Consider the following 25611-nt stretch of genomic DNA (forward strand, 5'->3'; position numbering starts at 1 on the left):
GCCGTGAGACCGGGCCGCTTCCGCCGTGCTCGACGGCGGTGGCGATTGCCCTCCCCATCGGCGAGCAGGGCCCGGACTTGCAGATTTCTGCCGGACTTCTTCATGCCGTGCGGTCGAATCGCCGGCCGGTCGTCAGTCCAGGCCGAGGTCGCGGCGGAGCTTGGCGACGTGCCCGGTGGCCTTGACGTTGTAGAGCGCCCGCTCGATCATCCCGTTCTCGTCGATGACGAAGGTGGAGCGGATGACGCCGGTGACCGTCTTGCCGTAGAGCTGCTTCTCGCCGAATGCCCCGTACGCCACGAGGGTGCTCTTGTCCTCATCGCTGACCAGCGGGAACGTGATGGCGTCGTGCTCGCGGAACTTGGCGAGCTTGGCCGGTTTGTCGGGGGAGATGCCGACGACCTGGTAACCGGCGGCCTGCAGCGAGGCGAGCGAGTCGCGGAAGTCGCAGGCCTGCTTGGTGCAGCCGGGCGTCATGGCGGCGGGGTACGCGTACAGCACGACCTTGCGCCCACGAAGGTCCTTGAGGGAGAGGCTGTCGCCGGTGTCGGTGGTGAGGGTGAAGTCGGGCGCGGCGTCGCCGGCGCTGAGACGCACGTTGTCAGTCATGGGACCGACGATAGTGCGGATCATCCGGGAACCCGTTGCGTGCTCCAGAGCCGGCGTGCGGCGGTGAGGTCGCGGGGCCATTCCTCGCCTCTGCGGGTGAGGATGCGTTCGGTGATCTCGAAGTCGCCGACGAGGCGGTGGAATTCGTCGAGCACGTCTGTTTCGCGGAACGGTTTGCAGGAGAAGACGTTGACGAGGATCTCGCGCAGATGCGGGTAGGTGTGGATGGCGGCGTGCGATTCGGCGAGGATCACCACGGCCGATTTTCCGGCTTTCTCGGGCGGCCCGTTCTCGGTGGCGACGAGCGGGCCCGCGATGACCATCATGCCGATGCGGTCGACCAGTTCGCGCATGAAGCGGGTGAGTGCCGCGTCGTCGCCGAGGAGCCGGATGTCGGTGATGCTGGAGAGCCGGAGTGTGAGCTCGTCTCCGTAATGGTCGGCCGGTGAAAGCATCGATCCTCCTCAAGCAATTGCCATGACCGTACGTTAGCAATTGCTCACGCCCTGTGGTGAAATCGGCGTGTGCCAATCCTGCGGGCAGTGGATTCCGTTTCCCGCCCCATTCTCGTCGTCAGAAAGCGGTGGCCGGGCAGCCTTTCCAGAACGGAAACAACAGCAATATGCATGGTGTTCTGCGCACCGAGTATCAGCCTCGCCGACAGCAGAGGCGCGCCGGGTTTGAGTACGCTCCCCCGCACAGGGCGTCGATAGTGGAGACAAGGGCATGAGCGAGGCTACGGACGGCACTCCACGCCGATGACATCGCCGGCGTCTGAGCGCGAAGCGGCGATCCGTCTGATCAGTCTGGTCAGGCGCTGGCGGGCTCGGGGGCCGCGGCGCGGAGGCGGAGGACCCCGGTGAGGGCGAGCCCGGCGCCCACCCCGATGGCGACGGCGACGGCGGCCCGGGCGAACCAGCCGGGGCCGGCGGACGGGACGACCGAGGCGAAGAAGACGTCGGCGCTGCCGAAGCCGGCGAAGGCGGCCAGCACGAAGCCGGCCAGCGTCAGGTAGAACGGCGGCTGCCGGTAGACGGCCGCGCAGGCGAGCAGGCCCGCGACGATCGGCACGCCGGCCCAGCCTCCGCCGTCGAGGGCGCCCGTCACCACGTACGCCAAGGTGGTGAGCCCGCCGATGAGGGCGACCGGTCCGGCGGACCTGGGCCACCGCCTGGTGGTGAGGGCGACGGCGAGGCCCAGCAGGGCCGAGCCGGCCCACCACGCCGAGGCCGGCGGTGGCGGTTCGTAGTCGAGGGTGCCCTGAAGGTCGAAGGTCCGCGCCTGGTCGCGGAGCGGCACCACCCACTCGCGCAGGCGGTGCGGCTCGCCGGGGGCGGCGGTCAGTTCGGGCGGGAGGGTGGTTTCGTTCCACTGGGTGCGCTGGTCGTGCCAGCGCACGGTGGTGTCGCCGGAGATCTTGCGCCAGGAGGGCGCGGCGGTGGGGTCGGCGGCGGCGGGGATGGGTGTCTCGCCGCCGAGGGTCTGGTTGTAGTAGGTGGCCGGCGAGTTGACGTTCTCGTAGGTGCCGTCCGGCCGTACGTCGAGATAGGGCTCGCCGGAGTAGCCGAGGATCTCGATGTTGCGGCCGCTGTCGTTGCGCAGTTCCAGGCGTGCGCCGCCTTCGACGACCCGGACGGTGAGGCCGTTCATGGGGCTGCTCAGTCCGGTGACGGTGACGCGGTAGTCGCTGACCGAGGAGGTGTCGCCGGCGTGCGCGAACGCGGGAGTGGCCGGCGCGAGGATCGCACCGGCCACTGCCAGCATCGAGAGCAGGAACCTTCTCACCCGGCTGCCTTGTCGATGGTCTCGGTGACGAGTGCGGTGCTGGGGACGCTGTTGTCGGGCCCGTTCAGCTGCTCGCCGTTGACGGCGATCGTCGGGGTGCCGTTGAAGCCCTTCTTGGAGAACTTCTCGGTGGCCTGGGTCGCCCATGTCTTGTAGGTTCCCCCGTTCACCGCGGTGGTGAAAGTCTCGCTGGTCAGGCCGACCGACGCGGCGAGTTCGATCATCTTCGCGTCGGTGAGGCCGGCGGTGTTCTCGGCGGGCCGGTTGGCGTAGAGCACGTCGTGGAACTCGGTGAACTTACCCTCCTGGCCGGCGGCCGCGGAGGCGGCGGCGGCGCGGGTGGAGTACGCGGTGCCGTGGGAGAACTTGTCGAGGATCGCGACCGGGTGGAACCGGAGGGTGATCTTGCCGGCGGTGGCGAGCTGCTTGAGGACACCGCCGGTGGTCTCCTCGAAGCTGCCGCAGGCCGGGCACATGAAGTCCTCGTAGACGTCGACGGTGACGGGCCCAGCGCCGACGGCGAAGGCGGTGCCGTCGTCGACCGCGGCGCTCGGGACGGTGACCTTGCCGTCGTCCTGCCCGCGCAGGGTGGTCCAGCCGATCAGGCCGGCGGCGAAGAGCATCAGCACCACTGCTACGGACGTCCAGAGCGTCACGGTGCGGCGTCGTTCGGCGGCCTTCTGGTCGGCGACGATCTGCCGTGCCTTGGCCGCGCGTTCTCTGCCCTTGCTCATCGTTCCCCCAGGAGAAAGCCGTCGAGTGAGAACCGGGAACGGGGTCGCCACACCAGAAGCCCGGAGAGTGCCACGAAAGCCACGTCACGCAGGATGTCGACGCCGTACGCGGTGCTTTCTCCGGCGCCCAGCTCGCCGCCGGAGCTGAAGCAGCCGCAGTCGATCCGCAGCCCTTGGGACCATGCCCAGGAGATGCCGGCGATGAAGATCACCATGAGGGCGGCGGAGATGACGGCGGTCAGCCGGGTCGCGAGGCCGATCAGCAGGAGCAGGCCGAGGGCGATCTCCAGGAACGGCTGGACCGCGCCGACGACCTCGGCGGCGTCGTACGACATCAGCTGGTAGGCGTTGACGGCTCGGGCCGAGGCGGCCAGGTCACCGGCCTTGAGGCCGCCGGCGACCAGCCAGACCGCGGCCAGGGCCAGGCGGGGCAGCGTGGAGATCCAGGGCCATGCGGCCGCCATGCGGATCTGCCGTGCGCTTTCCATGGTCACGCCTTGTTGGTCGGTGTCCGGAGCCCTCCGGTTCCCGGCCATTCTTCGCCCGCGGAGATTCTTCTCGGACGGGCCGAAGGTCCTAACTCGCCCGGGCTTGTGCCACCGCGGTGATGAGTTCGTCGCGGGCTCGGGCCACGCGGGAGCGGATGGTGCCGACCGGGACGGACTCGACCTCAGCGGCCTCCGCGTACGACAACCCGAGCACCTGGGTCAGCAGGAACGCGGTGCGGCGGTCCTCGCTGAGCCGGCTGAGGAGGTCGGCGCTGCTGAGCCGGTGTGCCGGGTCGGGTGCGGGCAGTTCGGTGACGACCTGCGCGGCGAGCCGGGCGTCGAGACGCCGGCGGCGCACCACCGAGCGCAGGTGGTCGGCGCAGGTGCGGCGGGCGATGCCGAGCAGCCAGGTGCGCACGCTGGACCGGCCGGCGAAGGTGTCGAGCGCCCGGAAGGCCCGCAGATAGGTCTCCTGCGTGAGATCGTCGGCGGAGCCCGGGTCGACGAGGGCGGCGGTGAATCGCCAGACCTCGGGCTGGGTGGCGCGCACGAACGCGGCCTGCGCCGCCCGATCGCCGTCGCGGGCCGCCAGGGCCAGCGCGGTGGTCTCGTCCGTTTCTCCGTCACCTGCCGTCACGAGGCGTCATGGTACGCGCTCAGGTGTCGCCGCCGGTCATCTGGAACCATGCAGGGATGCCAGTCATGACCGTGGACCGACGTCGTGCACTCGCCGTGTTGGCCGGGCTACTGATCGGAGTTTTCGGCTCGTTGCTGGCCGCGGCTCCGGCCCGTGCCCATGCGGCCCTGGTCGGCAGTGACCCGGCCGGCAACTCCGTGGTCCCGGACGCCCCGAACCGGGTGACGCTCACGTTCAGCGAGTCGGTGCAGCTGATCTCCGGCAAGATCCGGGTGCTCGCGCCGGACGGCTCCCGCGCCGACCAGGGCGAGCCGTCGGTCAGCGGCACGCAGGTGACGATCCCGCTGAGCGCTGGCGGCGGGCGCGGGACCTACCTGGTCAGCTACCGGGTGACATCGGCGGACAGTCATCCGGTCGCGGGCACGATCACCTATTCCGTGGGCGCCGCCTCGACGCCGCCGGCGGCGGACGAAGCCGCTGACGTCGCGGTCGACCCGGTGGTCAAGGCGCTCATCCCGGCCGGGAAATACCTGGGGTACGCCGGGCTCGTGCTCCTGATCGGCCCGGTTCTGGTCCTCGCGCTGTTGTGGCCGCACCGGCTGAACCGGCGCGGGCCCGGCCGGCTGGTCTGGACCGGCATCGGCCTGGTCACCGGCAGCACCCTGCTCGGGGTGTGGCTGCAGGCGCCGTACACCCTCGGCGCCGGCCTGTTCGACGTCACCGTGAGTGATCTTCGTGACGTTCTCGGCAGCACCTTCGGCGCGGTCATGCTGGTCCGCCTCGGCGTGGTCGTGGCGGCCGCCTTCCTGCTGCGCCCGTTGCTGTCCGGCTCCGGTGGCGGCGAGTCGAAGCTGGACCTCGCCCTGCTCGGCGTGCTCGGGGTGGCGGCCCTGGCCACCTGGCCGTTGACCGGTCACCCGACGGCTTCGCCGGTGGCCGGGGTCTCGGTCGTGATCGACGCCCTGCACCTGGCCGCCGTGGCGGTGTGGGTGGGTGGCCTGGTGATGCTCTTCGGCTTCCTGCTGCCCCGGGCGAACGGCCGGGAACTCGGCGCGATCCTGCCGATCTGGTCACGCTGGGCGATGGCCGCGGTCGGCGCGCTGGTCTTCGCCGGTGTGGTGCAGTCGCTGATCGAGGTGTCGACCCTGGACGGCCTGATCAACAGCACCTACGGGCGAATGATCATGGCCAAGGTCGCTCTCGCGGCGGTGGTGATCGGCATCGCGGCGTACTCGCGCAAGCTGGTCGGCTCGCGGGCCGCCGAGGAGAACCCCGGCCCGCTGCGCCGGATCGTGCTCGCCGAGCTGGCGGTCACCGCGGTGGTCCTGGGGGTGACCTCCTTCCTGGTGCAGGAGCCGCCGCCGAGGACCGCGCTGGCCTCCGAGACCGGCCCGGTCAGCACGACCGTGACGCAGACCCTGACCACGAAGAACATGTCGCTGCAGGTGGACGTCTTCCCGGCCACGGTCGGCAACAACTCCATCCACCTGTACGCCTACACGCCGGACAGCAAGCCCCTGCCGGTCGTCGAGTGGAAGGCCACCGCCTCGTTGCCGGCGAAGGGGATCGAGGCGATCGAGATCCCGCTGCTGCGGATCACCGACTTCCACGCGATCGGTGACATCGGCCTGCCCCAGGCGGGCGAGTGGACCTTCAAGTTCACCGCCCGGACCAGCGAGATCGACCAGAACACCCTGACCATGACCGCCAAGATCTCCTGACGCGCAGCGCGAAACGAGGCCCGGCCCTGGGGGGTTCGGGCCTTGTTTCATATCTATCGGGGATACACGTGCCGATTTGAACACTTTGGGGTTATTTGCATCTGTATGGTCACCGCAGTACGGCCCGGGAAGGGGGAGAGACAGATGCGGGTGTTCCGCACGATCCTCGGCATGCTGGCATTGACCACCGGACTACCCACGCTGCTGGCCGGCGGCGGACTGTGGGCTGTCATGCAGCACCGCGATCCTGGCGGCGCGTTCAGCGGCGAACTGCAACGACTCACCGTGCCCGGGTACGCCGTAGTCATCCCCGACGTCGACCGGCTGCTGCGCGACGACGCGCCGTTCGCCCGCGTCGACGGCACTGAACTGCGGCTCTCCGCGATCACCGTCGACGGCCGGGCCTTCGTCGGCCTCGCCCCGTCCGACGAGGTCGCCCGCTACCTCGCCGGTGTCCCGTACAGCCGGGTCGACGCCGTCGACATCGGCACCGGGGCACTGCCGGTCACCACCTCGAACTCCGCGGGCCGTCAAGCCCCCGCCGGCCCGCCCACCCAGCAGAGTTTCTGGACGACGAGCGGATCCGGGCAGCTCAGCCTCCACCCCGGCGAACTCGGCGACCGCCCGTACAGCCTGGTCTTGATGAACCCCGGCGGCGCGCCGGTGGTCCGGCTCGCCGCCGTCGCCGAGGTCCGTCCCGGCTGGCTCAACACCGGCACCTGGGGCCTGCTCACCCTCGGCACCCTGCTGGCGATGGCCGGCGTGATCATCCTGGTCTGGCCGGGCCGTCGCCGCGAAGTCGTCTATGTGGTCGAGCCCAGCCAGGTCCCGGAGCTCATGCACGCCATCGGCGCCCCTCTGCCCCTGCCCGGCGGCGTCGCCTACTTCGCGGGCGGGCGCCCGGGCGGCGCACACCGGCCGCGCACGCTCGCCGACTCCCGCCCGGCCCGCCCGCCGGCGCTGCCCCAGTTCGCCTGGCCGCCGACCCCGCACGCGGGCGCCGCTGAACTCCCGGCCGGCGCCGAACCCGCCACCTCCCTCTCCACCGCCACGCTCACCGGGACCCTGCCCGCCGACGCGAACCCCGCCTACCTGGCGACGGGCTCACCCGTCGGCGCTGTCCCGGGCTCCCCGGCGACCGGTTCGCCGGTCGGCGTGATCCCCGGTTTCCCGTCGACGGGCTCGGCCGGGGACCGCGGGATTCCGGGCTCCCCGGCGACCGGTCCGCTCGTCGGCGCCGCGATCCCGGGCGGGGAGACCTCCGGGGGTACGCCGGCAGGCGCACCCGGCACCACGCCCGGCGGCCTGACACGACTCGGCACGGGAACAGCGCAGACGTCCGCACCATCGACGCCGGCGGCACAGATGTCAGCGGCACAGGCGTCAGCGGCACAGGTGTCAGCGGCAGATCTGTCCGTGCCGCAGTCGTCCGCGGCGCAGACGTCGGTGTCGCAGATGTCCGCGCCGCAGACTTCGGTGACCGCGCCCGCGGGAACCTCCACCGCCGGAATGCCGTCGCCGGGAACGCTCGCCACCGCGGGCGGTCCCGCCGGAGCGCACACCCCGGCACCGGGCCGCCCGCTGAGCCTGCTCGGCGAGACCCCCGCTCTCGCCGGCCTCCCGCCGGGCCAGGTTCCCGCCCGTCGAGGTGAGCGCCGTCATGCGCCCGCGGTCACCGACCTGCCGGAGTTCCAGGCCACCGCGGTGGGCGCCTGGGTGGCCGCGACCGCACCCGAACGGGCCCGCCAGACCGAGGCCCGTGCCGCGGCCCGCCTCGCCGAGGCCGCCCGCCGCAACGCCGGCAAGTTCGCGCCCACCCAGGCCGGAAGCCGCAACATGCCGGGAACGAGCCGCATCCCGATCGCCGCTCCGCGCCGCGACACCGGTGAAAACCCGGCCGATGCCCAGCCGGAGACGAACCCCTCCGACGTGACCACCACCGCCCAGCCCGCGAAACGCGAGCCCATCACGCCCGACGAGGCGTCCGCCGCCACGACGGTGTCCAGCCGCTCCCCGGAGCGCGAGGCCTCCACGGTCAGCGAGGCGTCCGCGGGCACGTCGGTGTCCGGCCGGGCCGGAGTCGCGGCCGCGACTCCGGCGAAGGTGCGGTCGTCGAAGCCCGCCGCCGCGAACTCGTCGTCCGCCCAGGGCGAGGAGATCCCCGAACCGGGCAAGGTCACCGCAAAGGTCACGGCCGATCGGCCTCAACCCCCGGCAAACCCTGACGTGGTACGCGCGAACGCCCCGAAGCCTCCCGCCACCGACGCCCGGCCGCACCCGGCCCAGGCCGAACCCGCGGCCGGCGAGCCGGCCGTGGCGGAGCCCGTCGTGACGCGAGTCGTCGTGCACACCGGCCCCGCGGTGACCGACTGGGCAGCGACGGCAACGACCCGCGTCGGCCTCAGCCACGCACCGCGCCAGCCCGCGCCAACCGGGCAGACCGCGCCGGCCGCAGCGCCGGCACAGGCTGGATCGACCGGACAGGCCGTACCGGCGGCACCGGCCGAGGTTGCGAACCGGGCAGGCGGCCGTCCCTCCCCGAAACCGCCGACCGCGGGCAACCGGATCGCGACCCCCGCTCCGGGGGCCGTCACCGCGCCGGCCGTCACCGACGAGCCGACGGCCACACCGGCGCCGCTGAGGCAGCGTGCCGCGGGTGGTGCGGGCGGCTCTCACCGCCAAGACGGCTCTGGTGTCACCGGCACAGGTGGCTCGGCCGCTGTCGTTTCGCCGCCCGAGTGGCCGCCGGTCGGCGAACCGGCCGACAACGCGGTCCCGGTTCGGGAGAAGGCGGCGGAGGCGGAGAAGCCGGCGGACAAGGACGACCGGGCCTCGCAGAAGACCGCAACGTCCGTCGACAGCCCGGCTTCTCCGGCCACGGCCGGGGATGCGGGTGGGCGGTCCGCTGGGAAGGAAGCACAAGCCCCGAAGGGAACCTCGCCGGAGAAGCAGCCCATCGTTCCCTTCCCTTCCCGTTCAGTCGGGTCCGCGGACGATGAGAGCGGCCGCGCACCGGTGACGGCGGCCGATGGCGACATGGCCGCCGTAACCGACGAAAGCCGCGGGTCGCGCGCCTCGATCCATGCCGTGGAGGCGGCGATTCCCGTTCTGGACCAGCCTGAGGTCACCCCGAACGCCGCCTCGGGCCAGCCCGGGGCAGTCGCGGCCTCGACTCCGGATCAGTCCGGTGTCGCCCCGGCTTCGGGCCGGTCTCGTCGGTCGATGCACACGGTGGAAGCGCAGGGCTTGCAGGTGCTGCCGAACAAACCGGCTCCGGTCCCCACGCAGGGCAGCGCGGCCCCCGCGCCAGGCGACCAGGGCGAGCCGGCCCACGTCGCACCGCCGGCCGGCGAGCCGGCTCTTCCCGCAGCGGAATCGCAGGCCGCCGGTCCGGAGTCGGCGTCGCAGGCCGTCGAGCCGGAGAAATCGTCGCGGGTCGCCGGGCCCGAGTCAGCGTTGCGGACGGCCGAGCCGAAGCCGAAGCCGGAGCCGAGGCCGGGGTCGCGGGCGGCCGAGTCGGCGTCGCCGGCCGCCGCGCCCGGCACGGCTTCGCGGGAGACCGAGGCCGAGACCAAGGGCGATGGGAACGGACGAGCACGGAAGGCGACCGGAGTGAAGGCCGGCAATGATCACCCGCTGGCCCGGGCGCAGAGCCGCACCGGTGGCAAGGCCGCGCCGGTTCGGCCGGCTCCGGCGGCACGGCGTGCCCCGGCCGCCTGGATCAAGGCCGCGGAGTCGATGGCCGCGCGGACAGTGGGGGAGCCGGGCGGGGAGACGGCTCCGGCCGTACCGCGAAAGGGCCGGAGTGCCGCGAACCCGAAGCCGGCGGCGGAGGCCGGCCCGGCTGGACCGGAACCGGAAACCGCCGGGAACCGGCCGCTCAGCTACCGCGAGGAGGCCGCAGAGTTGCTGGCCGCCACCGCTGCCGGTGACGGCGAGCGCCGCCGGCGCCGGACGGTGGGCGGCCGGAACCGCCCGACAAGCGAGCCGCAGGGCGGGACCGACGCGGGACGTGCGGGGAACGGGCCGCAGAGCACCGATGGCGGCCGTGCGAAGAGTGATCCGCGGGGCGCGGGCCCCGACCGCCCGAAGAACTGACCCAGCGGCGCCGAGAACGGCGAGTCGATGAGAGCGGGCCTCCCGGGAAGGGGGCCCGCTCCGCTTTGCGGTCAGGAAGTGGCCGCAAATCCATCTAGCGTCGACGGTATGACAGTCCTCTCCACGCGTGTGCTGAACCGGACCTTCCTGCGGCGCCAACTCCTGGCCGAGCGGACACCCCGGCGTGCCGCCGACATCGTCGAGCACCTCGTGGCGATGCAAGGGCAGGAGCCCGACTCGCCCTATCTCGGGCTGTGGGCCAGGTCCTCGGATTTCCGGCTGGACGACCTGACCGGCCTGCTGCACGACCGGACGGTGGTGCGGAGCGCACTGCTTCGCGGCACCCAGCATCTGTGCACGGGGCAGGACTACCGCTGGTTGCGTCCGACGCTTCAGCCCGCCCTGGACCGGTTCGCCGGCCGTGGCGGGCGGCTGAACGGCTGTGATCCGGTGGCGTTCGCCGAGGCGGCGCGGGAGATCCTGGCGGACGGGGTGCTGACCCGGCCGGAGATCGCCCGGCGGCTGGCGGCGCGGTTTCCGGAGGTGGATCGCGGTGAGCTGACTCTGGTCGTACACATGCGATTCGCTCTCCTGCACCCGCCGCCGTCCGGAACGTGGGGGCATCGTGGCCGGGTGGGGTGTGTTCTCGCGGAGAACTGGCTGGGGCGGCCTCTGGCCGCCGCGAGCGCGGAGACGCTGGTGTGGCGCTATCTGGCGGCGTTCGGGCCGGCGTCGGTCAAGGACCTTCAGGTCTGGTCGGGCATGACGCGCCTGGCGGCGCTGATGAAGGAGCTTCGGCCGCGGCTGCGGGTCTTCCGGGACGAGGCGGGCGTTGATCTGTACGACCTGCCGGACGCCCCGATCGAGGACGCGGACTCACCGGCGCCGGTGGTGTTCCTGCCGGAGTTCGACAACGCCGTCCTGGGGCATTCCGACCGGACTCGGATCATCCATTCCGGTGACCGGCCGCTGGTGATGCCCGGCTGGTCGATCGTGCGCCCGACGGTGCTGGTGGACGGGTTCGTGGCGGCGACCTGGTCGAGGAAGGGCGCGACGGTGAGCATCACCCCGTTCCGGCCGCTGGCCCCGGCGGACCGGTCGGCGGTGGAGGAGGAGGCGGCCCGGCTGCTGGACTTCGTGGCCCCGGACGGGAAGCCCGAGGTCGAGTGGGTCTGACGCGGGGCCCGGCGGGAAAGCCCGAGGTCACGAGGGGCATGAAAGGGCCCTCCGTGCTGCCGACACGGAGGGCCCTTTACCGGGGGAACGGAGTAACCGAAGGGGGGCTTCGTCCGTTAAGTAACACTTTACCCGGCAACCGGCCAAGTGGGAAGTCCGGGATATAAACCGGACAAACGGCTCGTTGTGCGGGTGTGGCCACCGTACGTGCCGAACGGCGGCGCACGGCCGGGCGTAGGCTGTTCGGCGTGGCGGATCTTCTGGTGTGGATCGACTGTGAGATGACCGGGCTCGACCTCGGCAAGGACAAGCTCATCGAGGTTGCGGCGTTGGTCACCGACCCCGAGCTGAACGTGCTGGGTGAGGGCGTCGACCTGGTGATCCATGCCGACGACGCGGCGCTCGACGCGATGCCGCCGGTGGTGCGTGACATGCACGCCAAGTCCGGGCTGACCGAGGAGGTCCGCCGGTCGGCGATCACCATGGCCGAGGCGGAGGAGGCGGTCCTGGCCTATGTGAGGCAGTTCGTGCCCAACCCGCGCACCGCGCCGCTCTGCGGCAACTCGATCGCCACCGATCGCGGCTTCCTGGCCCGGGACATGCCGGCGCTCGACGCCCACCTGCACTACCGGATGATCGACGTGTCCTCGATCAAGGAGCTGTGCCGCCGGTGGTACCCCCGGGTGTACTTCGGCCAGCCCGCCAAGGGCCTGTCGCACCGGGCCCTCGCCGACATCCGCGAGAGCATCCGCGAGCTGGAGTACTACCGCCGCACGATCTTCGTGCCGCAGCCCGGTCCGGACGTCGAGGCCGCGAAAGCCGTCGCCGCCGGGCTGTAGGTAACCCGCTCGACGGCATCCCGGGGCATGCGGCTATGATTGCTGAGCACCGCGGGGTTCTGCCCGAGCGGTCATGGTGGTCGTAGCTCAGCTGGTAGAGCACCGGGTTGTGGTCCCGGGGGTCGCGGGTTCAAGTCCCGTCGATCACCCCAACGAAAATGCAGGTCAGAGGGCCTGATCGCGAAAGCGGTCAGGCCCTCTGTCTGTTAGATGTCCGAATTTGGGGGCGAACTGGGGGTGAAGCCCCCCAGCGGACGCTGTTGACGAGGGCCGGGAAGCGCCAGCAGAGCCGCGTTCAGCACCGGTACCGCAGAGGTCGGCGACAGCGACGCACGAGCCTCCAGCGACGCGAGCCAGCGGCGTTGAAGCGCTTCGCGGATCTCGTCCAGCATCCGCTCCGTGACGTGGCTGTAGATCCCGCGCATGCCCGGCACCTCATGTCCGATCTGCTGTGACTGCGCGACGTAGGGAATGCCGTCCTCGTCCAGCCAGGTGTGATAGCCGTGCCGCTGACCGTGGGGAGTCAGGCCGGGCCGGATCGGCAGCCAGGACGCGAGCCGCAGATCGTCGTTGATCCGGGGTCGGCCCTGTCCTTGCGGCGGCGTGTACGGCTGATCTGCCTGTGCCGCCGGCCATGCTGGCAGCGGTTTGCCGGGCCACGGGTACCGGTGGTCGACCAGGACCGGCATCCGCGGGCGTCGGGGCAGACGCTGCGGATACCAGCCGTCGGCGGCAGGCCGGAAAATCCGCTCGCTGAAATTCGAGCGCCGATAATGGCTTCCCCGCACAACCTTGTCTTTCTTCTTCTCCTCCTCCGAGCGCTTACCCGGGTTTGCGGTGAGGAACGCGTACTTACCGCCGGTGCACCACGGAATGCCATCGGTGTCTTCGAACCTGGCGGAGCAGGTGCATTGCAGTGGGACCTCTGATCTCAGGTGGTGCGTCAGTAGCCTGTTGAGGAAAGGCGGCGTCGCCACCGTGCGCATGGAACCGTCTTTCGGGCGGCCCCGGTAGAACCGGCCGTTGAGTTCGTAGAGCTTCCAATGCAGGTCGATGGCGTCGGGATAAATGAGGTTCGGCGGCAGTCCGAGTAGTTCGCTCCATCGGCAACCGGTGTAGGCGATGGTGATGTCGGCAATGAAGGTGGCATCCAACCCAGAAATAATCGCGGCCCGTTCCGCAATGAGCAGCACTTCCAAGGGGGAGGCCCACACCTTGGACTCCTTCTCGATGCGCTCGATTCGGCTACCCCCCTTCCGTCCTTTCCCCTTGGTCTTGGCTGCCGGATTCAGCGGAATATACCGAGGGGTCGCGTCGGCGAGAGCTGAGGAGAGGGCGCCGCGAGCGTTTGATGCGGTCTTCTTGGAAAACCCGGACGCGATCAGACGCTTTTCCCACCTGGCGATTCCCTCATTGGACAGGGATGACAGGGTGTGGTCGCCGAGGTGGGGAAGGATGCACACCTCGATCAGATAGCGGTAACTATCCAGCGTGCTCGGTTCGAGGTCGAGCGCCGGAAACCAGATGTTGACCCATTCCGTTAGGGTCATCCGGGCGCCGCGAGGATCAACGTACCGGTGTGCGCGGATCGCTGCCTCTTGGTCCTGCGCGTACTTCAGGGCGTCCTTTTCTGTCTGGAATCCTGACTGAGATTCTCGGCTTCCGCCTGGCCCTTGCCAGCGGGCTCGATACGAATTACCTCGTTTTTCTGCATGTGCCATGGACGCAGATTCCCCTCTGTAGTTGTCCGGTCTAGGCGGCGATCTGGTTTTGCAGCCGATTACGGGGAGGCCGCGGACGGAGTGGAACGACTCGCGGGTCAGCGGTCTCGATATGATCCCGCCTTTTGCGTCGAACCGCGAGAATGGGCTGCGGGGCCGACGGGGTGGAAGACTCCGATTTCTGTTCGAATTCGTTGAATATCTGCCACAGGTGAGCCGGGGAGAAGTGGTAGCTTCCGCCCAGCATTGAAAATGGAATTCGGCGGGCGGCAGCCTTTTTCTCCAGCCAACTCTTCTTGACCCGAAGAATGACGGCAGCTTCGTCGATCGTGAAGATCTCAGGGACAAGTCCGGCCGTCGTGTCTCGGGGCGGCGGAGTCATGCGTCCTCCTTGAATCGGGCACGGGCCGCGTGGAACGGCCCGTCAGCGCCCGTTCCACGCATGAGGGTTGTTGAAGGGACGGCGGCAGGTGCATTGCGGCAACGGCCCGCCTACTGGCTCGCTGAGAGCGCAGTGGAGCCAAGATCTCGGATGCCTGAGGGTTAGGCCATGAGGCGGACTGGCTCAGGCGTTCTCAGCGGGCCGGGTTCTGGCCCGCGGGTGGTTGCGGTGAGAGAGGCTGAAACATCTCGGCATCTCGGCATCTCGGCAAAGTCGCCGTTGGCCTGGGGAAATGTCTGCCGAGATGGTTTGGGTTCTGGTAGTCATCTCGGCAACTCGGCACTGGTGGTTGCCGAGATGCCGAGATTGCCGAGATGGGGCTTGAAGCATCTCGGCAAAGTGTTAGTGCTGGTCAGCGCTAGTTTCCGGACTGCCTTGCCGAGATGCCGAGATGTTTCAGCCGATTTCGGTTGTCGACTGGTCGGCCAGGCTCTCGACGCGGAAGACGTTGCGGTTGCCTCGCTCGTGCTTGCCTGCTCGCAGGACGTGGTCACCGCGCCAGCGGCCGGCCTGTCCGGTGAGTAGCTTGCCGAGCTGGAACGGGTTGGGCGGGCGCCCGGTGTGGGTGGTGATGAACTGGCCATCCCACGGATCGGCGCCGAAACCGTCGTGTTCGCCATCGGCCCGCAGTTCGGCGGCGGTCATCCATTTCGAGCCGTGCCGGTCGTGCCAGCACGCCAGGAATGCCCCCCACCGGCTTTCGTCTTCGTCGATGCCGCGGACGGCGGCCATGTTGGTGAGGAACCCGTCGATGCCGTGATGGGCGAGGAGCCCGCCGAGGGCTTGCGCCCACGGGGTGAACTGCCGCATGGCGACTCCGGTAGCCCGCGGCGCCTTGGCCCGGGTCCAGTCGAGGACCAGGATCAGCAGGTGCCGCATGACGATCATCTGGTTGGCCCGCTCGGTGATCCACTGATCCAGGTTCGGGATGCCGAACTTCGACTGATCCCGTTCCTCTGGCCGGGGCATGTTCGGATCGAGGTGCACCCGCACGGTTCGGGAGGCCATGTCCCCGCCGACCTGCAGATTGTTGCCGGTGGCCATCCACAACCGGTCGTTGACCGTGGACGCGCTACGGCTGGTGCCGAGCGGCCGATCGGACCACACCCCACCGGTGACCAACAGCGCCAGGATCGCCGAGTCGATGACGGTGCCCTCGGGCAGGTTGTCCCAGATCACCACCCCGACCTGTTCGGTGAGCACTGCGGTGATCTGCTTGCGGATCTCCTCCTCGGAGTCCACCGGCCACGGCAGGACTTTCTGCCCGTAGAGCATGCCCGGCCCGGCGGTCAGGATCGTCTTACCGGACGCAGGCATGGTCGCGTCGATCAGGGCGAACGGCGTCAACGACCGGGTGAAGTGCCGCAGGATCGGTGTCGCCAGCAACGCGATGTAGTTGGCCCGGTCCGCAGGGGTGGACCACGGGAAGTCGCGCAGGAACCGGCCGAGCAGGAAGTCCCGGGCCTCAGCCACCTGCTCCGCGGTGGGCTGCTCCGGCACGGGCGGCAACGCCACCCTCGACGCCAGATACAGCCCGGTCGCCGGGTCATAGCCGGGCTGCTGCAACAGGGTGCCGTCGCGTCGCAGTACCGGCGCCCCGATGATCCCGCGCAACGGCGGAACCCCGGGCCAGGTCTTGCGGGCCAAAGCGGCAGTCATCGCGGGTTGCGGTGGGGTGCACTCCTCCTCGTAGGCCTCCAGTTGCCCGGTCTCGGTCTTGCGGTACTTGGTGCGGAACACGTACGCCTGTTCGGCCAACAACGACGCCAGCACCGGTGGCGCCAATGGGGACGCCGCGATCGGCAACAGGGCGTCCTCGTCGGCGGCCACCTCGGCGATGTCGCCGGACACCTGCTCGGTGTGGACCAGGTCCCCGCCGGCGACGTACATGTTCGGCACCACGCCGTCGATCAGCGCGGCCCGCAGCTTCCGGATCGTCTCCGGCCCGGACCCGACCTCCACCCGCTTCGGCGCGGCGTTGCTGGTCATGCCACCCTCCTCGGGTTGGTGGCTCCGTAGCGCAGCCCGGAGCGGATGGTGCGGGCGGTCTCCCGCTCGGTCAGCCCGATCGCCTGGGCCGTCGGGGTCAGCGCCTCGAACACTTCGGCCTCAGTCAGGGCGCCTCCGGCAACGAACTGGCCGAGAGACACCGCACCCCCCAGAAGCGCTTTATTGCGTTCCCCGGTTCGGGCGGCAGCGAGGTGGTCGAGGGTCCGGCGGACCGCTCCCCGCACGTACGCACCCCGCTTAAATGCGGAGAAATCGCCCAGTACCTTGCGCGGTGAGACCGGTTCGGCCGGCCGGAGCAGATCAGCGAGCCACTCAGGCAGGACCGGGCGCGGCCGGTCGTGCAGCACTCGGTACGGCCGGCCGCCGGCGGTCGAGCCGGGGGCGACGATGTAGCCGCCGTGGGCGCGGGTGTCGATCAGCCAGCCCAGCCCGCCCCGGTCGCCCTGAGTGTTGCGCAGCGGCGGCCCTGGCGGGTGCTCAAAGAGCAGGTGCCGGCCACCCCTGCCGGTCGCCACCGTGTACGTGTCGTCGGGAACCGGTTGCCCGTGTCGACGGCACAAGTCGGTGAAGACCTCCAAGCCGTGCCGGTAGTGCTCATGTCCGGGCGGAGGTTCTGCGTCGGGTTTGCGGACGTCGAGGTCGATCACCACAAGGCCGGATGGTCCGCAGGCGATGCCGATGTTGTACGGCGTGCGCTGCCACGCCCGGCCGATCCTCGTCGGGTCGCAGGTGGCGCGGGTTTCCCACCCGGCGTGCCCGTCCCGGCAGCGCGGGTCGATGCGGGGGCATCGGTCCTCGCCGTGGTCGGGGAATGCCGGACGCTTCGAATGGTCGGGGTCGTGCGGACGGTCGTCGGGGCGGAGCGGGAAGACGTGCCAGCCGCGGGCGCCGTGGCCGAGCGCGGCGGCGCGCAAGGCGCCGGGGTCGAACATGGGGACCCTCCTTGATCAGGTCGGGTGGGCGGCCAGGGCGGTACCTGGCCGGGGTAGCGGTCGGAAAGGTCACGGCGCCGGGCGATCCGCAGGGCGCGTTCCTCGGCGCTGATCGCCGAGGCGGCGGGGCAGGCGAACACGTCGTGCACCCACGCCAGGTGTCCGGCGTGCTGACCGGAGTCGGCCGGCCCGTTGGCGCAGCAGGCAAGGCACGCCCACCGGAACTCGCGTCGCCCGGCAGGTGGCCGGGTGGCGGGGTCGCAGCCGGGATGGGTGGTGTGCCCGCCTACGGCGGCGGCCGGGTGCAGCGGGATCCCGCACCCGGCCGCACACCGCAGCACGGCGGGCCGGTCCATCAGGCGGCCAGCAGCGCGGCGAGGTCGGGTTGCACGTGTGCCGGGGCGACCGGTTCGGCCAGCAGCCGCCGCACCGCGAGCACGGCGGCTTGCGGGACGACACCGTTGCCGAGGACCCGTAGCGCCTCGGTGCGTTTGTCGAGCACGTCGGTGACCCACCCGGCGGGCAGGCCCATCAGCCACTCGACGAACAGCGGCGAGAGCTGCCGGCGGTTGCGCCCGGCGATGGTCGGTTCCGGTGCGGCCCGGCCGATCACCTGTTCCCACCGGGCGATGGCGGGCGCGTACGCGCCCCACCGGTCGGGCTGCACGGCGGCCGGCAACGCGAGATCCCCGGCGCTGCCGCGCTGGTTCGGCCCGCCCTTGGCACCGTCGGTCGCCCGGGGTGTGGGCAACAGTCGGTCCAACTGGCCGAACACGACCTGTGACAGCGGCGGCCGGAAGCCCTCCCCTGCCCGGCGGCCCTCGGTATTGGTGTCGGTCGCTTTCGGCGTGGGCAGCAGCGCGATCGCGTCGTCCAGGCCGAACGTGCGGTCAGGGTCGTTGAGCCGGGCGGCGGCGGTCGCCGGGGACGGGAACCCAGAGTCCCGGCCGAGCGTGGAGACCGGTGTCGGGAGCAGGTGCTCGACAGCTGTCAGGCCGGGCGACTTGCGGGCCTGCTCGCCCGGTGAGCCGTTGCGCCGGGCGTCGCTGGCCTTCGGGGTGGGCAGCAGCGGCAGGCCGGTCACAGATCCAGCAGGGTCGGTTCCTCGCAGCCTTGGAGCGGCTTCCTCTTGCGGCCACGCGACGACGAAGAGCCGTTCGCGTTGGTGGGCCGCTCCGGCGTCGGAAGCGCGTACGCAGCGCCAGCGTCCCACGTACCCGATGGCGGCCAGCGAAGCGGTGACGACGTCGAAGCCGAGGCCCAGATGCCCGCGGACGTTCTCCAGGATGACGAGTCGGGGTCGAAGTGCGCGAATGGCTGCCCAGACGTCGGGCCAGCGGTTACGTGGGTCATCGAGTCCTCCCCTAGGGCCGGCGTAGCTGAACGGCTGACACGGGTAACCGGCCAACAGCAGATCGATCGGGCCGAGCCCAGCCCACCCGCCGCCGGCGGTGACGGCGGCGATGTCGCCCAGGTTCGGCACCCCGGGCCAGCGGGCCGCGAGCACGGCCGACGGCGCCGGGTCGAACTCGCCGTGCCACACCGGCTCGATCGGGCCGAGCGCCAACGCGGCGCCCAACTCCAGCCCGCCGTACCCGGAGCACAACGACCCCGCCCGCAGCGGTGCGGTCATCACGCCACCTCCTCGGCGGTCGCGGCGATGCGCCGCAGGTGCAGCAACAGCCGAGCCGGTGTGCCGGGCGGCAGGGATGGCACGTACTGGCGGCGGTCGTCGAGTTGGGCTCGCCACCACCGTGAGGTGCTCTCGGCGAGCCAGGCCCGTGGGTGGGACCCGTACCGGCCGGCCGTCGGCCAGTCGGGGTGCGGAACCGCGGCCCGAAGTGCCGCGGTGTCACTGCCGGACCAGCACAGCAGGGGCCGGCCGAGTAGTGCCCCGTGAACGACCGGGGCAACGTCGTCGGACTCGCGGGCGGCGGGGTCCCGCAGGCGGGATCGGGTGCCGGCCAGCGACACGAGCACGTCGGTCAGCCGTGTTCCGGTGGCCACGTCACAGGCGCGGATCCGGGCGGCGATCGGTTTGCGGCGGGTGCCGGCCGGGGTCGGCGGCGGCACGCTCTGATCGACCTGCACGACGACGGCGCCGGGCCAGGCGAGGACCTCGGCAACCTCGGCCGCCGCCGCGGCCTGTGCCTGGCGGGCCTTCTCTTGTGCCTGGCGGAGTAGGACCACGTTGCGGCAGGCCGGACACAGCGGCCGGCCACCGACATCGGCCGGCAGCGACCGCTGGCAGATAGCGGGGCAGTCGGCGCACGATCGCGGCCGGCCGGAGCGGGCGGCGGCGGCGTCGAGGTGGGCGGCGCTGGCCGCGGTCGGCGGGCAGTCCTCGGCCCGGTAGAGGGCGAAGGTGTCCTTCTTGCCGCGCCAGTTCTCGCCCTTGACCCAGGCGTGTGGCCGGTCGGTGGGATGCCGGGGAAACTCCAGATCCCGCAGGGCGGTCGCGGTGAGCATCCCCGCCGGAACCTCCCACCAGCCCTGATAGGTACGCACGGGGTCGGTCATGCGGCCACCGCCAGGGGCGCCGGAGCGGTGATCGGCCGCCGGTCGCAGAGGGTGTAGATGTCGACGTACTTCCAGCCCACACCGATCGGGTCGGTGCCGTACTCGGTGGTTGCGGAGACATGCCGCCACTGGTTACCGCCGTGTTGTGCCTCGCGCTCAGTGACGGTCACGCCGAGCAGGGCGGCCCACGCGCGGACCGTGTCCGGCCGGTCCTCCTCCAGCACGAGGCACAGTGAGCCGTGGTCATAGGCGTGGATGCTCTCGGGCAGCGGCAGACCGTGTTCGGTGTGGGCGTTGAGTAGCCACCGCAGCGTGGCGGCCCGGCGCTGGCCGAGAGCATTGCACCCCGGCGTGGCGATGTCTGCGGGTGCCTCGGTGTCCGGGGCGCCGGATGCTGCGGCTCGCTGGCGAAGGTAGTCGAGGCGGCCGTCGAGGGTGAGTTCGAGCATGCCGGGCTGGACGGTTTCGGCGAACACCAGCGCGGCCATGACTGTGTCGATGGCCTCGTGCACGACGTCGTCCCAGGTGTGGGTAACCCCTTTGCGCGGGTTCTGGCCGAGCACGCCGATGACGGCCTGGGCCATCTCGCCGGCCTCTTCCTGAACCTTCAGGGCGCGGCACAGCGTTTCGGGCAGGCCGGTCAGGTCGCTGTTGCCGCGGGCGTCGAGCTGGGCGGCGATACGGCGGGCGGCGTCGGTGATCGTGTGCGTGGTCATGCGGTAGGCCTCCAGTCGAGGGCAGGACGGCGGGTGATGGCGGTAAGGGCTTCGGCGTGGCCGGTAGCGGGCGCCCGGAGCAGGCGGATCGGGTTCACGGCGCGTCCTTGCGCTCGTCGTCGAGCCGGGCGGGGGTCCACCGCGCGGGGTCGCCGGAGATCCATTCGTCCGGTTCCATGTCGCGTGCCGATGCCGCCCAGTCCGCACGCAGCCGGGCCTTGCGCTCCTCGGCTTGCGCCCAGTCCTCGCAGTACCAGGTTTCGGCGTGGTAAGCGTCGGCGAGCGTGCGGGCGGTTTCGGCGTCCGTGGCGGTGAGCAGACGGGCGGTCGGGGATCTGTCGAGGATGTCGGCGATCCGGTCGTAGTGGTCGATGATCAGGTCAGCGCACGCGGCGACGTCTCGCCGGTCGGTGTAGTGGCCCATCCGGTCTTCGATCAGGCGGATGGCCTCCTGGTGCCGGCTGACGGTCGCCGCGGTGGGGTGGAGCTTGACGGCGAGTGCACGCAGGTTCATGCGACCCTCCTCGGGGTGTCGATGGCGCGCTGGCCGCCGCGGCCGGTCAGAGTGCCGGGCCGGACGGCGGCGACGGCGGCGAACAGGGCGTGGATGTGTCGCAGTAGGACGGTGAGCCGGGCGGCGGCGATGCGGTCGGAGCGGTGTAGCGGCACCCGCATGGTGATCTCGGCGTAGTCGCGGTCACCGGCACGAACGCGGGTGACGACGGCCCGGCCACCGGTGTCCGGGGCGATGGTGATCGGCCGGCCGCGGTGCTCGGCGAGGCCGCAGGTGTGGTCGCGGGTGCACCAGTCGGTGTGATCGGTCGGTGCCCGCTGGATGCGGGCCATGGTGCGGATGGTCATTGGTTGCCTGCCTTGTGTTCGCCGCGGAAGTACTCGTAGACGCGGCGGCCGAGGCGGACGCGTTTGCCGGTGCCCTCGCACCGCGGACAGTCGCGGAACGCCTTGCGCGACAGGCGGGAGTAGACCCGGCCGTTCTCGCAGCGGCGGCGTCGGCAACGACTGAACGGGAACTGTGCACACCAGAGCAGGTAGAACGCTGCGTAACCGAGGATGGCGAGGCTAGCTAGCAGGGCGAAGGTGGTCACGGTGGTGCCTCCTGAGCCGTTTTCAGGGCGCAAAGGGGTGACGCCGCTAGGGGCTAGGGCGCTGATCAGGGGTTCGTTATGGCGCTAGCGGTGCCGCTAGGTCTAGCGGGGGTAGCCGCTAGACCTAGCGGCAAATCTTGGGCTATTTGCTCTTGCCGGACCCGTTGCCGCGGTCACGCTTGGTGATGGCGGTGAGGATGTCAGCACGGTGGAAGCCCTTGCGGTTGCCGGACTCTCCGGTGTCGGTGTCCTCACCCCAGCACTGCTTCGTGGACAGGCCGTGGACCTTGAGCGCTTCACGAAGCTGATCGGCGGTGAACCCGGCGTAGACGTCCGGCCGCAGCGCGGCGAGCCGTTTGACGATCACGGTGGACCACAGTTTCGGCTCTGCTTCGGCCATGACCGCGGCGACGTCTTCGAGGATCGTGTCCCGGCGGATTGCGGTGGTGTCGAGCACAACGCCTGCGGCGTGGCCGGTGATGTTGCCGTACCGCTCCCGTGCCGCACGGGCACGGACCACGATCACCTCGGCGGCCGGGCCGTCGATCTCGAACGTCTTGACGATGACCGGCTCATCGCCCTCGCCGGCAAGGTAGCCGATGCCCTTGTCCCGGCGGGCGAACATGGTCGCCCGGATGCCGTTCTTGTACATCGAGGTACCGAGGACCATGTCGTTCTCGGTCTGGCCCATGACCTTCAGACAGAACCGCAGCACCGCGTTCGCGGAGATGCCGGTGGGCAGGCTCTTGGCGTCCGGTCGCTGCGTGGCCAGTTTCAGCATGATCCCGAGGGCCGGGCCGCGGCGGGTCAGGTCCTCGCAGATCTCCTCGATCTCCGCACCGTACTTCGGGTGCTCGAACCCGCGCTGACACTCGTCGATCCCGATGCCGATCGGCTGCAGGCCGAGTTTGCGGTTGGACGCCAACTCGTCGGTGACCTTGTTCTCCGGGCACAAGTCCCGCGGCAGGTCCCTAATCACCTTCGTGCGCCGCCGCATCTCGGCGTGGATCTCACGCAATGCGGTGACCAGGTACTCGATGTCCTCCTCGTCGTCACCAGCGCGGTAGGCGTGACAGATCGGCTCTAGCGGCGACAGGTCACCGGTGCCCTTGAGGTCGAACGCCAGCACCCAGGAGCGCGGGTCGAGCGCGACCAGCAGCAACGCCAACCGCAGCGCGAACGTCTTCCCGAACCGCGGCAACGCGCCGATGATTATCGACGCGAACATGAGCGTGATCGTGACGAGCGTGCCGCGCGGGTCGGTGCCGAACGGCACCGGCTTGAACAGGTTCACCGTTCCGGCCTTGAGCAGCGGGAACGGTTTCTGCTTCGCCTGTGACATGTCCTTGTCGGCGACGAACAGCGACAGCCGGCCGGGGTGTATCTCGGTGCGGACCTCAGGCCACACGCACCCGAGCGGACGGGTCAACGCGGCGGCCAGTTCCTCGCGCTTTTCCACCACCGCCGACGCGACCACGCCGCGCGGCAGTTCGACTTCGGCCTGCCAGCCGACACCGTTTGCCCGGCTGATCGGGTCCGGGAACCACTTACTGCCGTTGTCACCGCGGCGGATGGCGGCGTTGATGCCGGGGATGCCCAACGAGGCGAGGGCGGCGAACACTTCGGCCGAGTTCAGTGGCGGAGCATCGTGGCGTACCACCGTGGTTCGCAACAGTGGCCTGTCCGCCGGAGTCCCGACAAAACCGAGAACCACGATCAGCACGCCCAGGACCGTGTATCGGACTGCGGGCGGCGCAAGGATCAACGCGCCGACGTTCAGTACGAGCAGGGCCAGGAGGAACAGGGTGACCATGCCGCGCCACCGGACCCGCCGGTCGCGCTTGTTGGTCAGCCGGTCGTACATCTTGGCCTCGTCCGGCTTGTCGATCGCGGCCCGCACGACCGACTGACGTACCGGCTCCCCTTCCAGGTCCCACAGCCACCGGTTGTAGCCCTTACAGATCCGGCCGAACCCGCGTGGCGCCCGCCAGATGAGTTTGCCCGCGTACACCGGCGACCAGAGCAGATGCGACGCGAGCGCATGCGCGCCGAACCCGACCGCCCACGCCGCGTTCTTGCCGAACTCGGCACGAGACTTCAACCACGACGGGATGATCGGTACCCGCTCGGCGTCGCGGAACGCCGTGAGGGAGAACCGCGGCCGGCGCTGAGCGGCGACGCTGTCCACCAGCACCGGACCAGCACCGGAGTCGTCCTCATCATCGTCGGTCTCGGTGCGGACCGTGCCCGGGTCCGCCTCGCCGGTGCGGCGGGCACGGACGGCTTCCAGGTCCACGATTTCCGCGCCGGCCAACTCCGACTCGGCGGCGTTCCAATCGAAGTCGTCGTTCGGAGTCGTGCTCATGGGCGGTCCTCCGTTCCGCCGGTCGTGCCTGGGCCTACGACGGGGGCAGCCAGCGGCGATCCGTCGGCCAGGTGCCGGTGCGCGGTCCACAGCAACGGCAGGTGTGCGGTGAACAGCACCCGGGCACGGCCGAGCCGGTCGACCAGGTGCAGCATGCCTTTGCCGTCGCACGGCCACCACTTCGCTTCGGTCGCGTCGTCCCAGCCGGCCACCTCGGGAAGCTGGTTGACTCGGACCCGGAACAGGTGCGCGGTCGTGGCCATCCATGCCCAGTCGCTGTTGCGCGGGTCGCCGTCGACGACGCCGCGCCAGATCTCGGTGCTGACGTGGCCTTCCAGATCCAGGCCGGTTTCCTCGGCCAGTTCGCGTACGGCGGTCTGCCGGGGGCGTTCGCCCGGGTCGGCCTTGCCGCCGGGCAGCGCCCACAGGCCGCAGTCGGAGCGGCGGATCATCAGCAGCCACCGCTCGGTGCCGGTGTCGGCGATGACGATCGCGTCGGCGGCGGCGTTCTCGCCCCAGTGGCCGAGGGCGCGGCCAACCCGGCCGGTGCGACCGGCCGGGTTGAGCGGCAACATGCCGGCGGTGAGCGGGAACGGCACCAGCGCCGCGGTCTGCCTCTCGGGCCAGTCGGTCACGTCGAACGGGGTCTCGCCCGGCTCGGCCCAGCCGTCGGCGACGCTGGCGGCGAGCCCGGCGCCGGTCAGTTCGGGTGGGGTGATGTCGGCCGGCAGGTAGCCGGGTGCGGGGGTGTCCCACGGCCGGGGGAAGCGTCCCGGCGGCGGGGTGGGGTCTGCGAACATCAGGGTCTCTCTCCCGGTGCTGAATGCGGTACAGGGGTGAGGGACCGGCGGCACGGCCTCGTGGCCTCAGAAACCGTGCCGTGCCGCCGGGCGGATCTAGAACTCGTCGCCGTCGCGGTCGGCGCGGGCGGTGTCCCGGGTGCTGGTGGACTCGTTAACCGGTCCGCCGAGGCGCCAGAACGGCACCTGCTTCACGCCGTCGATGGTCTCGGCGACGTGGGTGAACTTGCCGGTGGCCTCGATCTCGGCGGCCTTCTGCTGCGCCGGGTGCGTGCCGGCCAGCCACAGTTCCCGGTCGATGTTGTGGCCGGTGTAGTCGGACGACTGGGCGATCCGCTCGGCTGACGGTCGGCCGTCGATGAGAATGCCGCCCAGCTCGGCGGCCAACGCCACCCGCTCGGCCTGCGCGAACTGGGCCGGGTTGAGCCGGGCCGTCGGCTGGTCGCCGGCCTCGGCGCGCAGCTCTGCGGCGTACTCGCGGGCGGCTTGCGCGGCGTTGCGCTGCCCGGCTGCCCACTGTTGCGGGTCGAGCCGGTCGCCGCCCGCACGGCCGGCCAGCACCTCGGCGGCGTTGTCGGCCTCATACTCCAGGTCGCGGGCTCCGGCCTCACAGCGCCGGGCCAGAGCCTCGTACGTGTCGGTGTGCTCTCTCATGCGGTTCGGGTCTCCTCAGAACTCGTCGTCGTTAGCGCGGACGCGGTCGGTGAGGCGCTTGACGGCGGCCATGGATGTCTGGGCGAGCGTCGGGGTAGCACCGCCGAGGGCTTCGGTCACCCGTGCCTTGTCGTGGCTGCTCCCGGGCAGGTCCTGCAGTGCTTCGGTGCTGTAGTCGCCGGTCGCGAACGCCGTCTGCTGCGCTTGGTCGTAGAGGCGGCGCTGCTCCGGGGTGAGGTTGTCGTAGGCGGTCACGTG

24 protein-coding genes and 1 tRNA gene are annotated in these 25611 nt (G+C 70.6%); 5 read left to right on the forward strand and 20 right to left on the reverse strand.

Annotated elements, in window-relative coordinates; translation table 11 throughout:
- Positions 1-132: 132 nt before the first annotated feature.
- The 6 genes from bcp to QLQ12_RS24945 form a co-directional block, all read right to left on the reverse strand.
- Positions 133-609, reverse strand: a complete 477-nt coding sequence (bcp, locus tag QLQ12_RS24920) for a thioredoxin-dependent thiol peroxidase (RefSeq protein WP_282762866.1) — start codon at positions 607-609, stop codon at positions 133-135.
- A gap of 20 nt (positions 610-629) precedes the next feature.
- Positions 630-1064: an S-adenosylmethionine decarboxylase family protein gene (locus QLQ12_RS24925; RefSeq protein ID WP_282762867.1), complete on the reverse strand. Its 435-nt coding sequence runs from the start codon at positions 1062-1064 to the stop codon at positions 630-632.
- Positions 1065-1419: 355 nt separating this feature from the next.
- Entirely contained in the window at positions 1420-2394 is a 975-nt protein-coding gene (locus tag QLQ12_RS24930) for a hypothetical protein (protein ID WP_282762868.1), read from the reverse strand.
- A complete protein-coding gene (locus tag QLQ12_RS24935) occupies positions 2391-3128 on the reverse strand; it encodes a DsbA family protein (protein ID WP_282762869.1) in 738 nt (245 codons plus the stop codon). Before QLQ12_RS24935 ends, QLQ12_RS24930 begins: the two co-directional genes overlap by 4 nt.
- On the reverse strand, positions 3125-3616 hold the full coding sequence (locus QLQ12_RS24940) for a MauE/DoxX family redox-associated membrane protein (protein ID WP_407651559.1): 492 nt from the start codon (positions 3614-3616) through the stop codon (positions 3125-3127). The genes QLQ12_RS24935 and QLQ12_RS24940 overlap by 4 nt, the downstream gene beginning before the upstream one ends.
- A gap of 88 nt (positions 3617-3704) precedes the next feature.
- Positions 3705-4253, reverse strand: coding sequence for a sigma-70 family RNA polymerase sigma factor (locus QLQ12_RS24945; RefSeq protein ID WP_282762870.1), 549 nt, complete (start codon positions 4251-4253; stop codon positions 3705-3707).
- A 56-nt stretch (positions 4254-4309) separates the two neighbouring features.
- Here QLQ12_RS24945 and QLQ12_RS24950 point away from each other — a divergent pair, with 56 nt between their 5' ends.
- The 5 genes from QLQ12_RS24950 (at position 4310) to QLQ12_RS24970 (ending at position 12239) form a co-directional block, all read left to right on the forward strand.
- The gene (locus tag QLQ12_RS24950; RefSeq protein WP_282762871.1) at positions 4310-5974 is read left to right on the forward strand and encodes a copper resistance CopC/CopD family protein; all 1665 of its coding nucleotides are present in this window, start codon (positions 4310-4312) and stop codon (positions 5972-5974) included.
- Between the two features lie 144 nt (positions 5975-6118).
- Positions 6119-10072 (forward strand): hypothetical protein, encoded by a 3954-nt coding sequence (locus tag QLQ12_RS24955; protein WP_282762872.1) that lies wholly within the window; start codon positions 6119-6121, stop codon positions 10070-10072.
- A 108-nt stretch (positions 10073-10180) separates the two neighbouring features.
- Positions 10181-11248, forward strand: a complete 1068-nt coding sequence (locus tag QLQ12_RS24960; protein ID WP_282762873.1) for a winged helix DNA-binding domain-containing protein — start codon at positions 10181-10183, stop codon at positions 11246-11248.
- 248 nt (positions 11249-11496) lie between these two features.
- Positions 11497-12087, forward strand: coding sequence for an oligoribonuclease (gene orn / locus QLQ12_RS24965; protein ID WP_282762874.1), 591 nt, complete (start codon positions 11497-11499; stop codon positions 12085-12087).
- A gap of 76 nt (positions 12088-12163) precedes the next feature.
- Positions 12164-12239, forward strand: a tRNA-His gene (locus tag QLQ12_RS24970).
- A 54-nt stretch (positions 12240-12293) separates the two neighbouring features.
- Here the strand turns inward: QLQ12_RS24970 and QLQ12_RS24975 are convergent.
- From QLQ12_RS24975 to QLQ12_RS25040, 14 genes are all read right to left on the reverse strand, one after another.
- Positions 12294-13637, reverse strand: a complete 1344-nt coding sequence (locus tag QLQ12_RS24975) for a tyrosine-type recombinase/integrase (protein WP_282762875.1) — start codon at positions 13635-13637, stop codon at positions 12294-12296.
- Positions 13638-13839: 202 nt separating this feature from the next.
- Positions 13840-14190: a helix-turn-helix domain-containing protein gene (locus QLQ12_RS24980; protein WP_282762876.1), complete on the reverse strand. Its 351-nt coding sequence runs from the start codon at positions 14188-14190 to the stop codon at positions 13840-13842.
- A 456-nt stretch (positions 14191-14646) separates the two neighbouring features.
- Entirely contained in the window at positions 14647-16239 is a 1593-nt protein-coding gene (locus QLQ12_RS24985; protein WP_282762877.1) for a hypothetical protein, read from the reverse strand.
- A complete protein-coding gene (locus QLQ12_RS24990) occupies positions 16236-17192 on the reverse strand; it encodes a bifunctional DNA primase/polymerase (RefSeq protein WP_282762878.1) in 957 nt (318 codons plus the stop codon). Before QLQ12_RS24990 ends, QLQ12_RS24985 begins: the two co-directional genes overlap by 4 nt.
- 355 nt (positions 17193-17547) lie before the next feature.
- Entirely contained in the window at positions 17548-18825 is a 1278-nt protein-coding gene (locus tag QLQ12_RS24995; protein WP_282762879.1) for a DNA cytosine methyltransferase, read from the reverse strand.
- Positions 18825-19712 carry a hypothetical protein gene (locus tag QLQ12_RS25000; RefSeq protein ID WP_282762880.1) on the reverse strand — a complete coding sequence of 296 codons (888 nt, stop codon included), beginning with the start codon at positions 19710-19712 and terminating at the stop codon, positions 18825-18827. The genes QLQ12_RS24995 and QLQ12_RS25000 overlap by 1 nt, the downstream gene beginning before the upstream one ends.
- Positions 19709-20428 (reverse strand): MazG-like family protein, encoded by a 720-nt coding sequence (locus QLQ12_RS25005; RefSeq protein WP_282762881.1) that lies wholly within the window; start codon positions 20426-20428, stop codon positions 19709-19711. Before QLQ12_RS25005 ends, QLQ12_RS25000 begins: the two co-directional genes overlap by 4 nt.
- 94 nt (positions 20429-20522) lie before the next feature.
- Positions 20523-20942 carry a hypothetical protein gene (locus tag QLQ12_RS25010; RefSeq protein ID WP_282762882.1) on the reverse strand — a complete coding sequence of 140 codons (420 nt, stop codon included), beginning with the start codon at positions 20940-20942 and terminating at the stop codon, positions 20523-20525.
- Positions 20939-21289, reverse strand: a complete 351-nt coding sequence (locus QLQ12_RS25015; RefSeq protein WP_282762883.1) for a hypothetical protein — start codon at positions 21287-21289, stop codon at positions 20939-20941. The genes QLQ12_RS25010 and QLQ12_RS25015 overlap by 4 nt, the downstream gene beginning before the upstream one ends.
- Positions 21286-21534, reverse strand: coding sequence for a hypothetical protein (locus QLQ12_RS25020; protein WP_282762884.1), 249 nt, complete (start codon positions 21532-21534; stop codon positions 21286-21288). The genes QLQ12_RS25015 and QLQ12_RS25020 overlap by 4 nt, the downstream gene beginning before the upstream one ends.
- 142 nt (positions 21535-21676) lie before the next feature.
- Entirely contained in the window at positions 21677-23899 is a 2223-nt protein-coding gene (locus tag QLQ12_RS25025) for a cell division protein FtsK (protein ID WP_282762885.1), read from the reverse strand.
- Positions 23896-24699, reverse strand: a complete 804-nt coding sequence (locus QLQ12_RS25030; RefSeq protein ID WP_282762886.1) for an NUDIX domain-containing protein — start codon at positions 24697-24699, stop codon at positions 23896-23898. Before QLQ12_RS25030 ends, QLQ12_RS25025 begins: the two co-directional genes overlap by 4 nt.
- A gap of 96 nt (positions 24700-24795) precedes the next feature.
- The gene (locus QLQ12_RS25035; RefSeq protein ID WP_282762887.1) at positions 24796-25353 is read right to left on the reverse strand and encodes a hypothetical protein; all 558 of its coding nucleotides are present in this window, start codon (positions 25351-25353) and stop codon (positions 24796-24798) included.
- Positions 25354-25368: 15 nt separating this feature from the next.
- Positions 25369-25608, reverse strand: coding sequence for a hypothetical protein (locus QLQ12_RS25040; RefSeq protein WP_282762888.1), 240 nt, complete (start codon positions 25606-25608; stop codon positions 25369-25371).
- Positions 25609-25611 lie beyond the last annotated feature (3 nt).

It is taken from the genome of Actinoplanes sandaracinus (assembly GCF_030009775.1).
GTDB lineage: Bacteria > Actinomycetota > Actinomycetes > Mycobacteriales > Micromonosporaceae > Actinoplanes > Actinoplanes sandaracinus.

Excerpts from the sequence above, each read along its gene's own strand:
- bcp (WP_282762866.1), bottom strand. The coding sequence starts at position 609 with ATGACTGACAACGTGCGTCTCAGCGCCGGCGACGCCGCGCCCGACTTC.
- QLQ12_RS24925 (WP_282762867.1), bottom strand. The coding sequence starts at position 1,064 with ATGCTTTCACCGGCCGACCATTACGGAGACGAGCTCACACTCCGGCTC.
- QLQ12_RS24935 (WP_282762869.1), bottom strand. The coding sequence starts at position 3,128 with ATGAGCAAGGGCAGAGAACGCGCGGCCAAGGCACGGCAGATCGTCGCC.
- QLQ12_RS24940 (WP_407651559.1), bottom strand. The coding sequence starts at position 3,616 with ATGGAAAGCGCACGGCAGATCCGCATGGCGGCCGCATGGCCCTGGATC.
- QLQ12_RS24950 (WP_282762871.1), top strand. The coding sequence starts at position 4,310 with ATGCCAGTCATGACCGTGGACCGACGTCGTGCACTCGCCGTGTTGGCC.
- QLQ12_RS24955 (WP_282762872.1), top strand. The coding sequence starts at position 6,119 with ATGCGGGTGTTCCGCACGATCCTCGGCATGCTGGCATTGACCACCGGA.
- QLQ12_RS24960 (WP_282762873.1), top strand. The coding sequence starts at position 10,181 with ATGACAGTCCTCTCCACGCGTGTGCTGAACCGGACCTTCCTGCGGCGC.
- QLQ12_RS24975 (WP_282762875.1), bottom strand. The coding sequence starts at position 13,637 with ATGACCCTAACGGAATGGGTCAACATCTGGTTTCCGGCGCTCGACCTC.
- QLQ12_RS24980 (WP_282762876.1), bottom strand. The coding sequence starts at position 14,190 with ATGACTCCGCCGCCCCGAGACACGACGGCCGGACTTGTCCCTGAGATC.
- QLQ12_RS24985 (WP_282762877.1), bottom strand. The coding sequence starts at position 16,239 with ATGACCAGCAACGCCGCGCCGAAGCGGGTGGAGGTCGGGTCCGGGCCG.
- QLQ12_RS24990 (WP_282762878.1), bottom strand. The coding sequence starts at position 17,192 with ATGTTCGACCCCGGCGCCTTGCGCGCCGCCGCGCTCGGCCACGGCGCC.
- QLQ12_RS24995 (WP_282762879.1), bottom strand. The coding sequence starts at position 18,825 with ATGACCGCACCGCTGCGGGCGGGGTCGTTGTGCTCCGGGTACGGCGGG.
- QLQ12_RS25000 (WP_282762880.1), bottom strand. The coding sequence starts at position 19,712 with ATGACCGACCCCGTGCGTACCTATCAGGGCTGGTGGGAGGTTCCGGCG.
- QLQ12_RS25005 (WP_282762881.1), bottom strand. The coding sequence starts at position 20,428 with ATGACCACGCACACGATCACCGACGCCGCCCGCCGTATCGCCGCCCAG.
- QLQ12_RS25010 (WP_282762882.1), bottom strand. The coding sequence starts at position 20,942 with ATGAACCTGCGTGCACTCGCCGTCAAGCTCCACCCCACCGCGGCGACC.
- QLQ12_RS25015 (WP_282762883.1), bottom strand. The coding sequence starts at position 21,289 with ATGACCATCCGCACCATGGCCCGCATCCAGCGGGCACCGACCGATCAC.
- QLQ12_RS25025 (WP_282762885.1), bottom strand. The coding sequence starts at position 23,899 with ATGAGCACGACTCCGAACGACGACTTCGATTGGAACGCCGCCGAGTCG.
- QLQ12_RS25030 (WP_282762886.1), bottom strand. The coding sequence starts at position 24,699 with ATGTTCGCAGACCCCACCCCGCCGCCGGGACGCTTCCCCCGGCCGTGG.
- QLQ12_RS25035 (WP_282762887.1), bottom strand. The coding sequence starts at position 25,353 with ATGAGAGAGCACACCGACACGTACGAGGCTCTGGCCCGGCGCTGTGAG.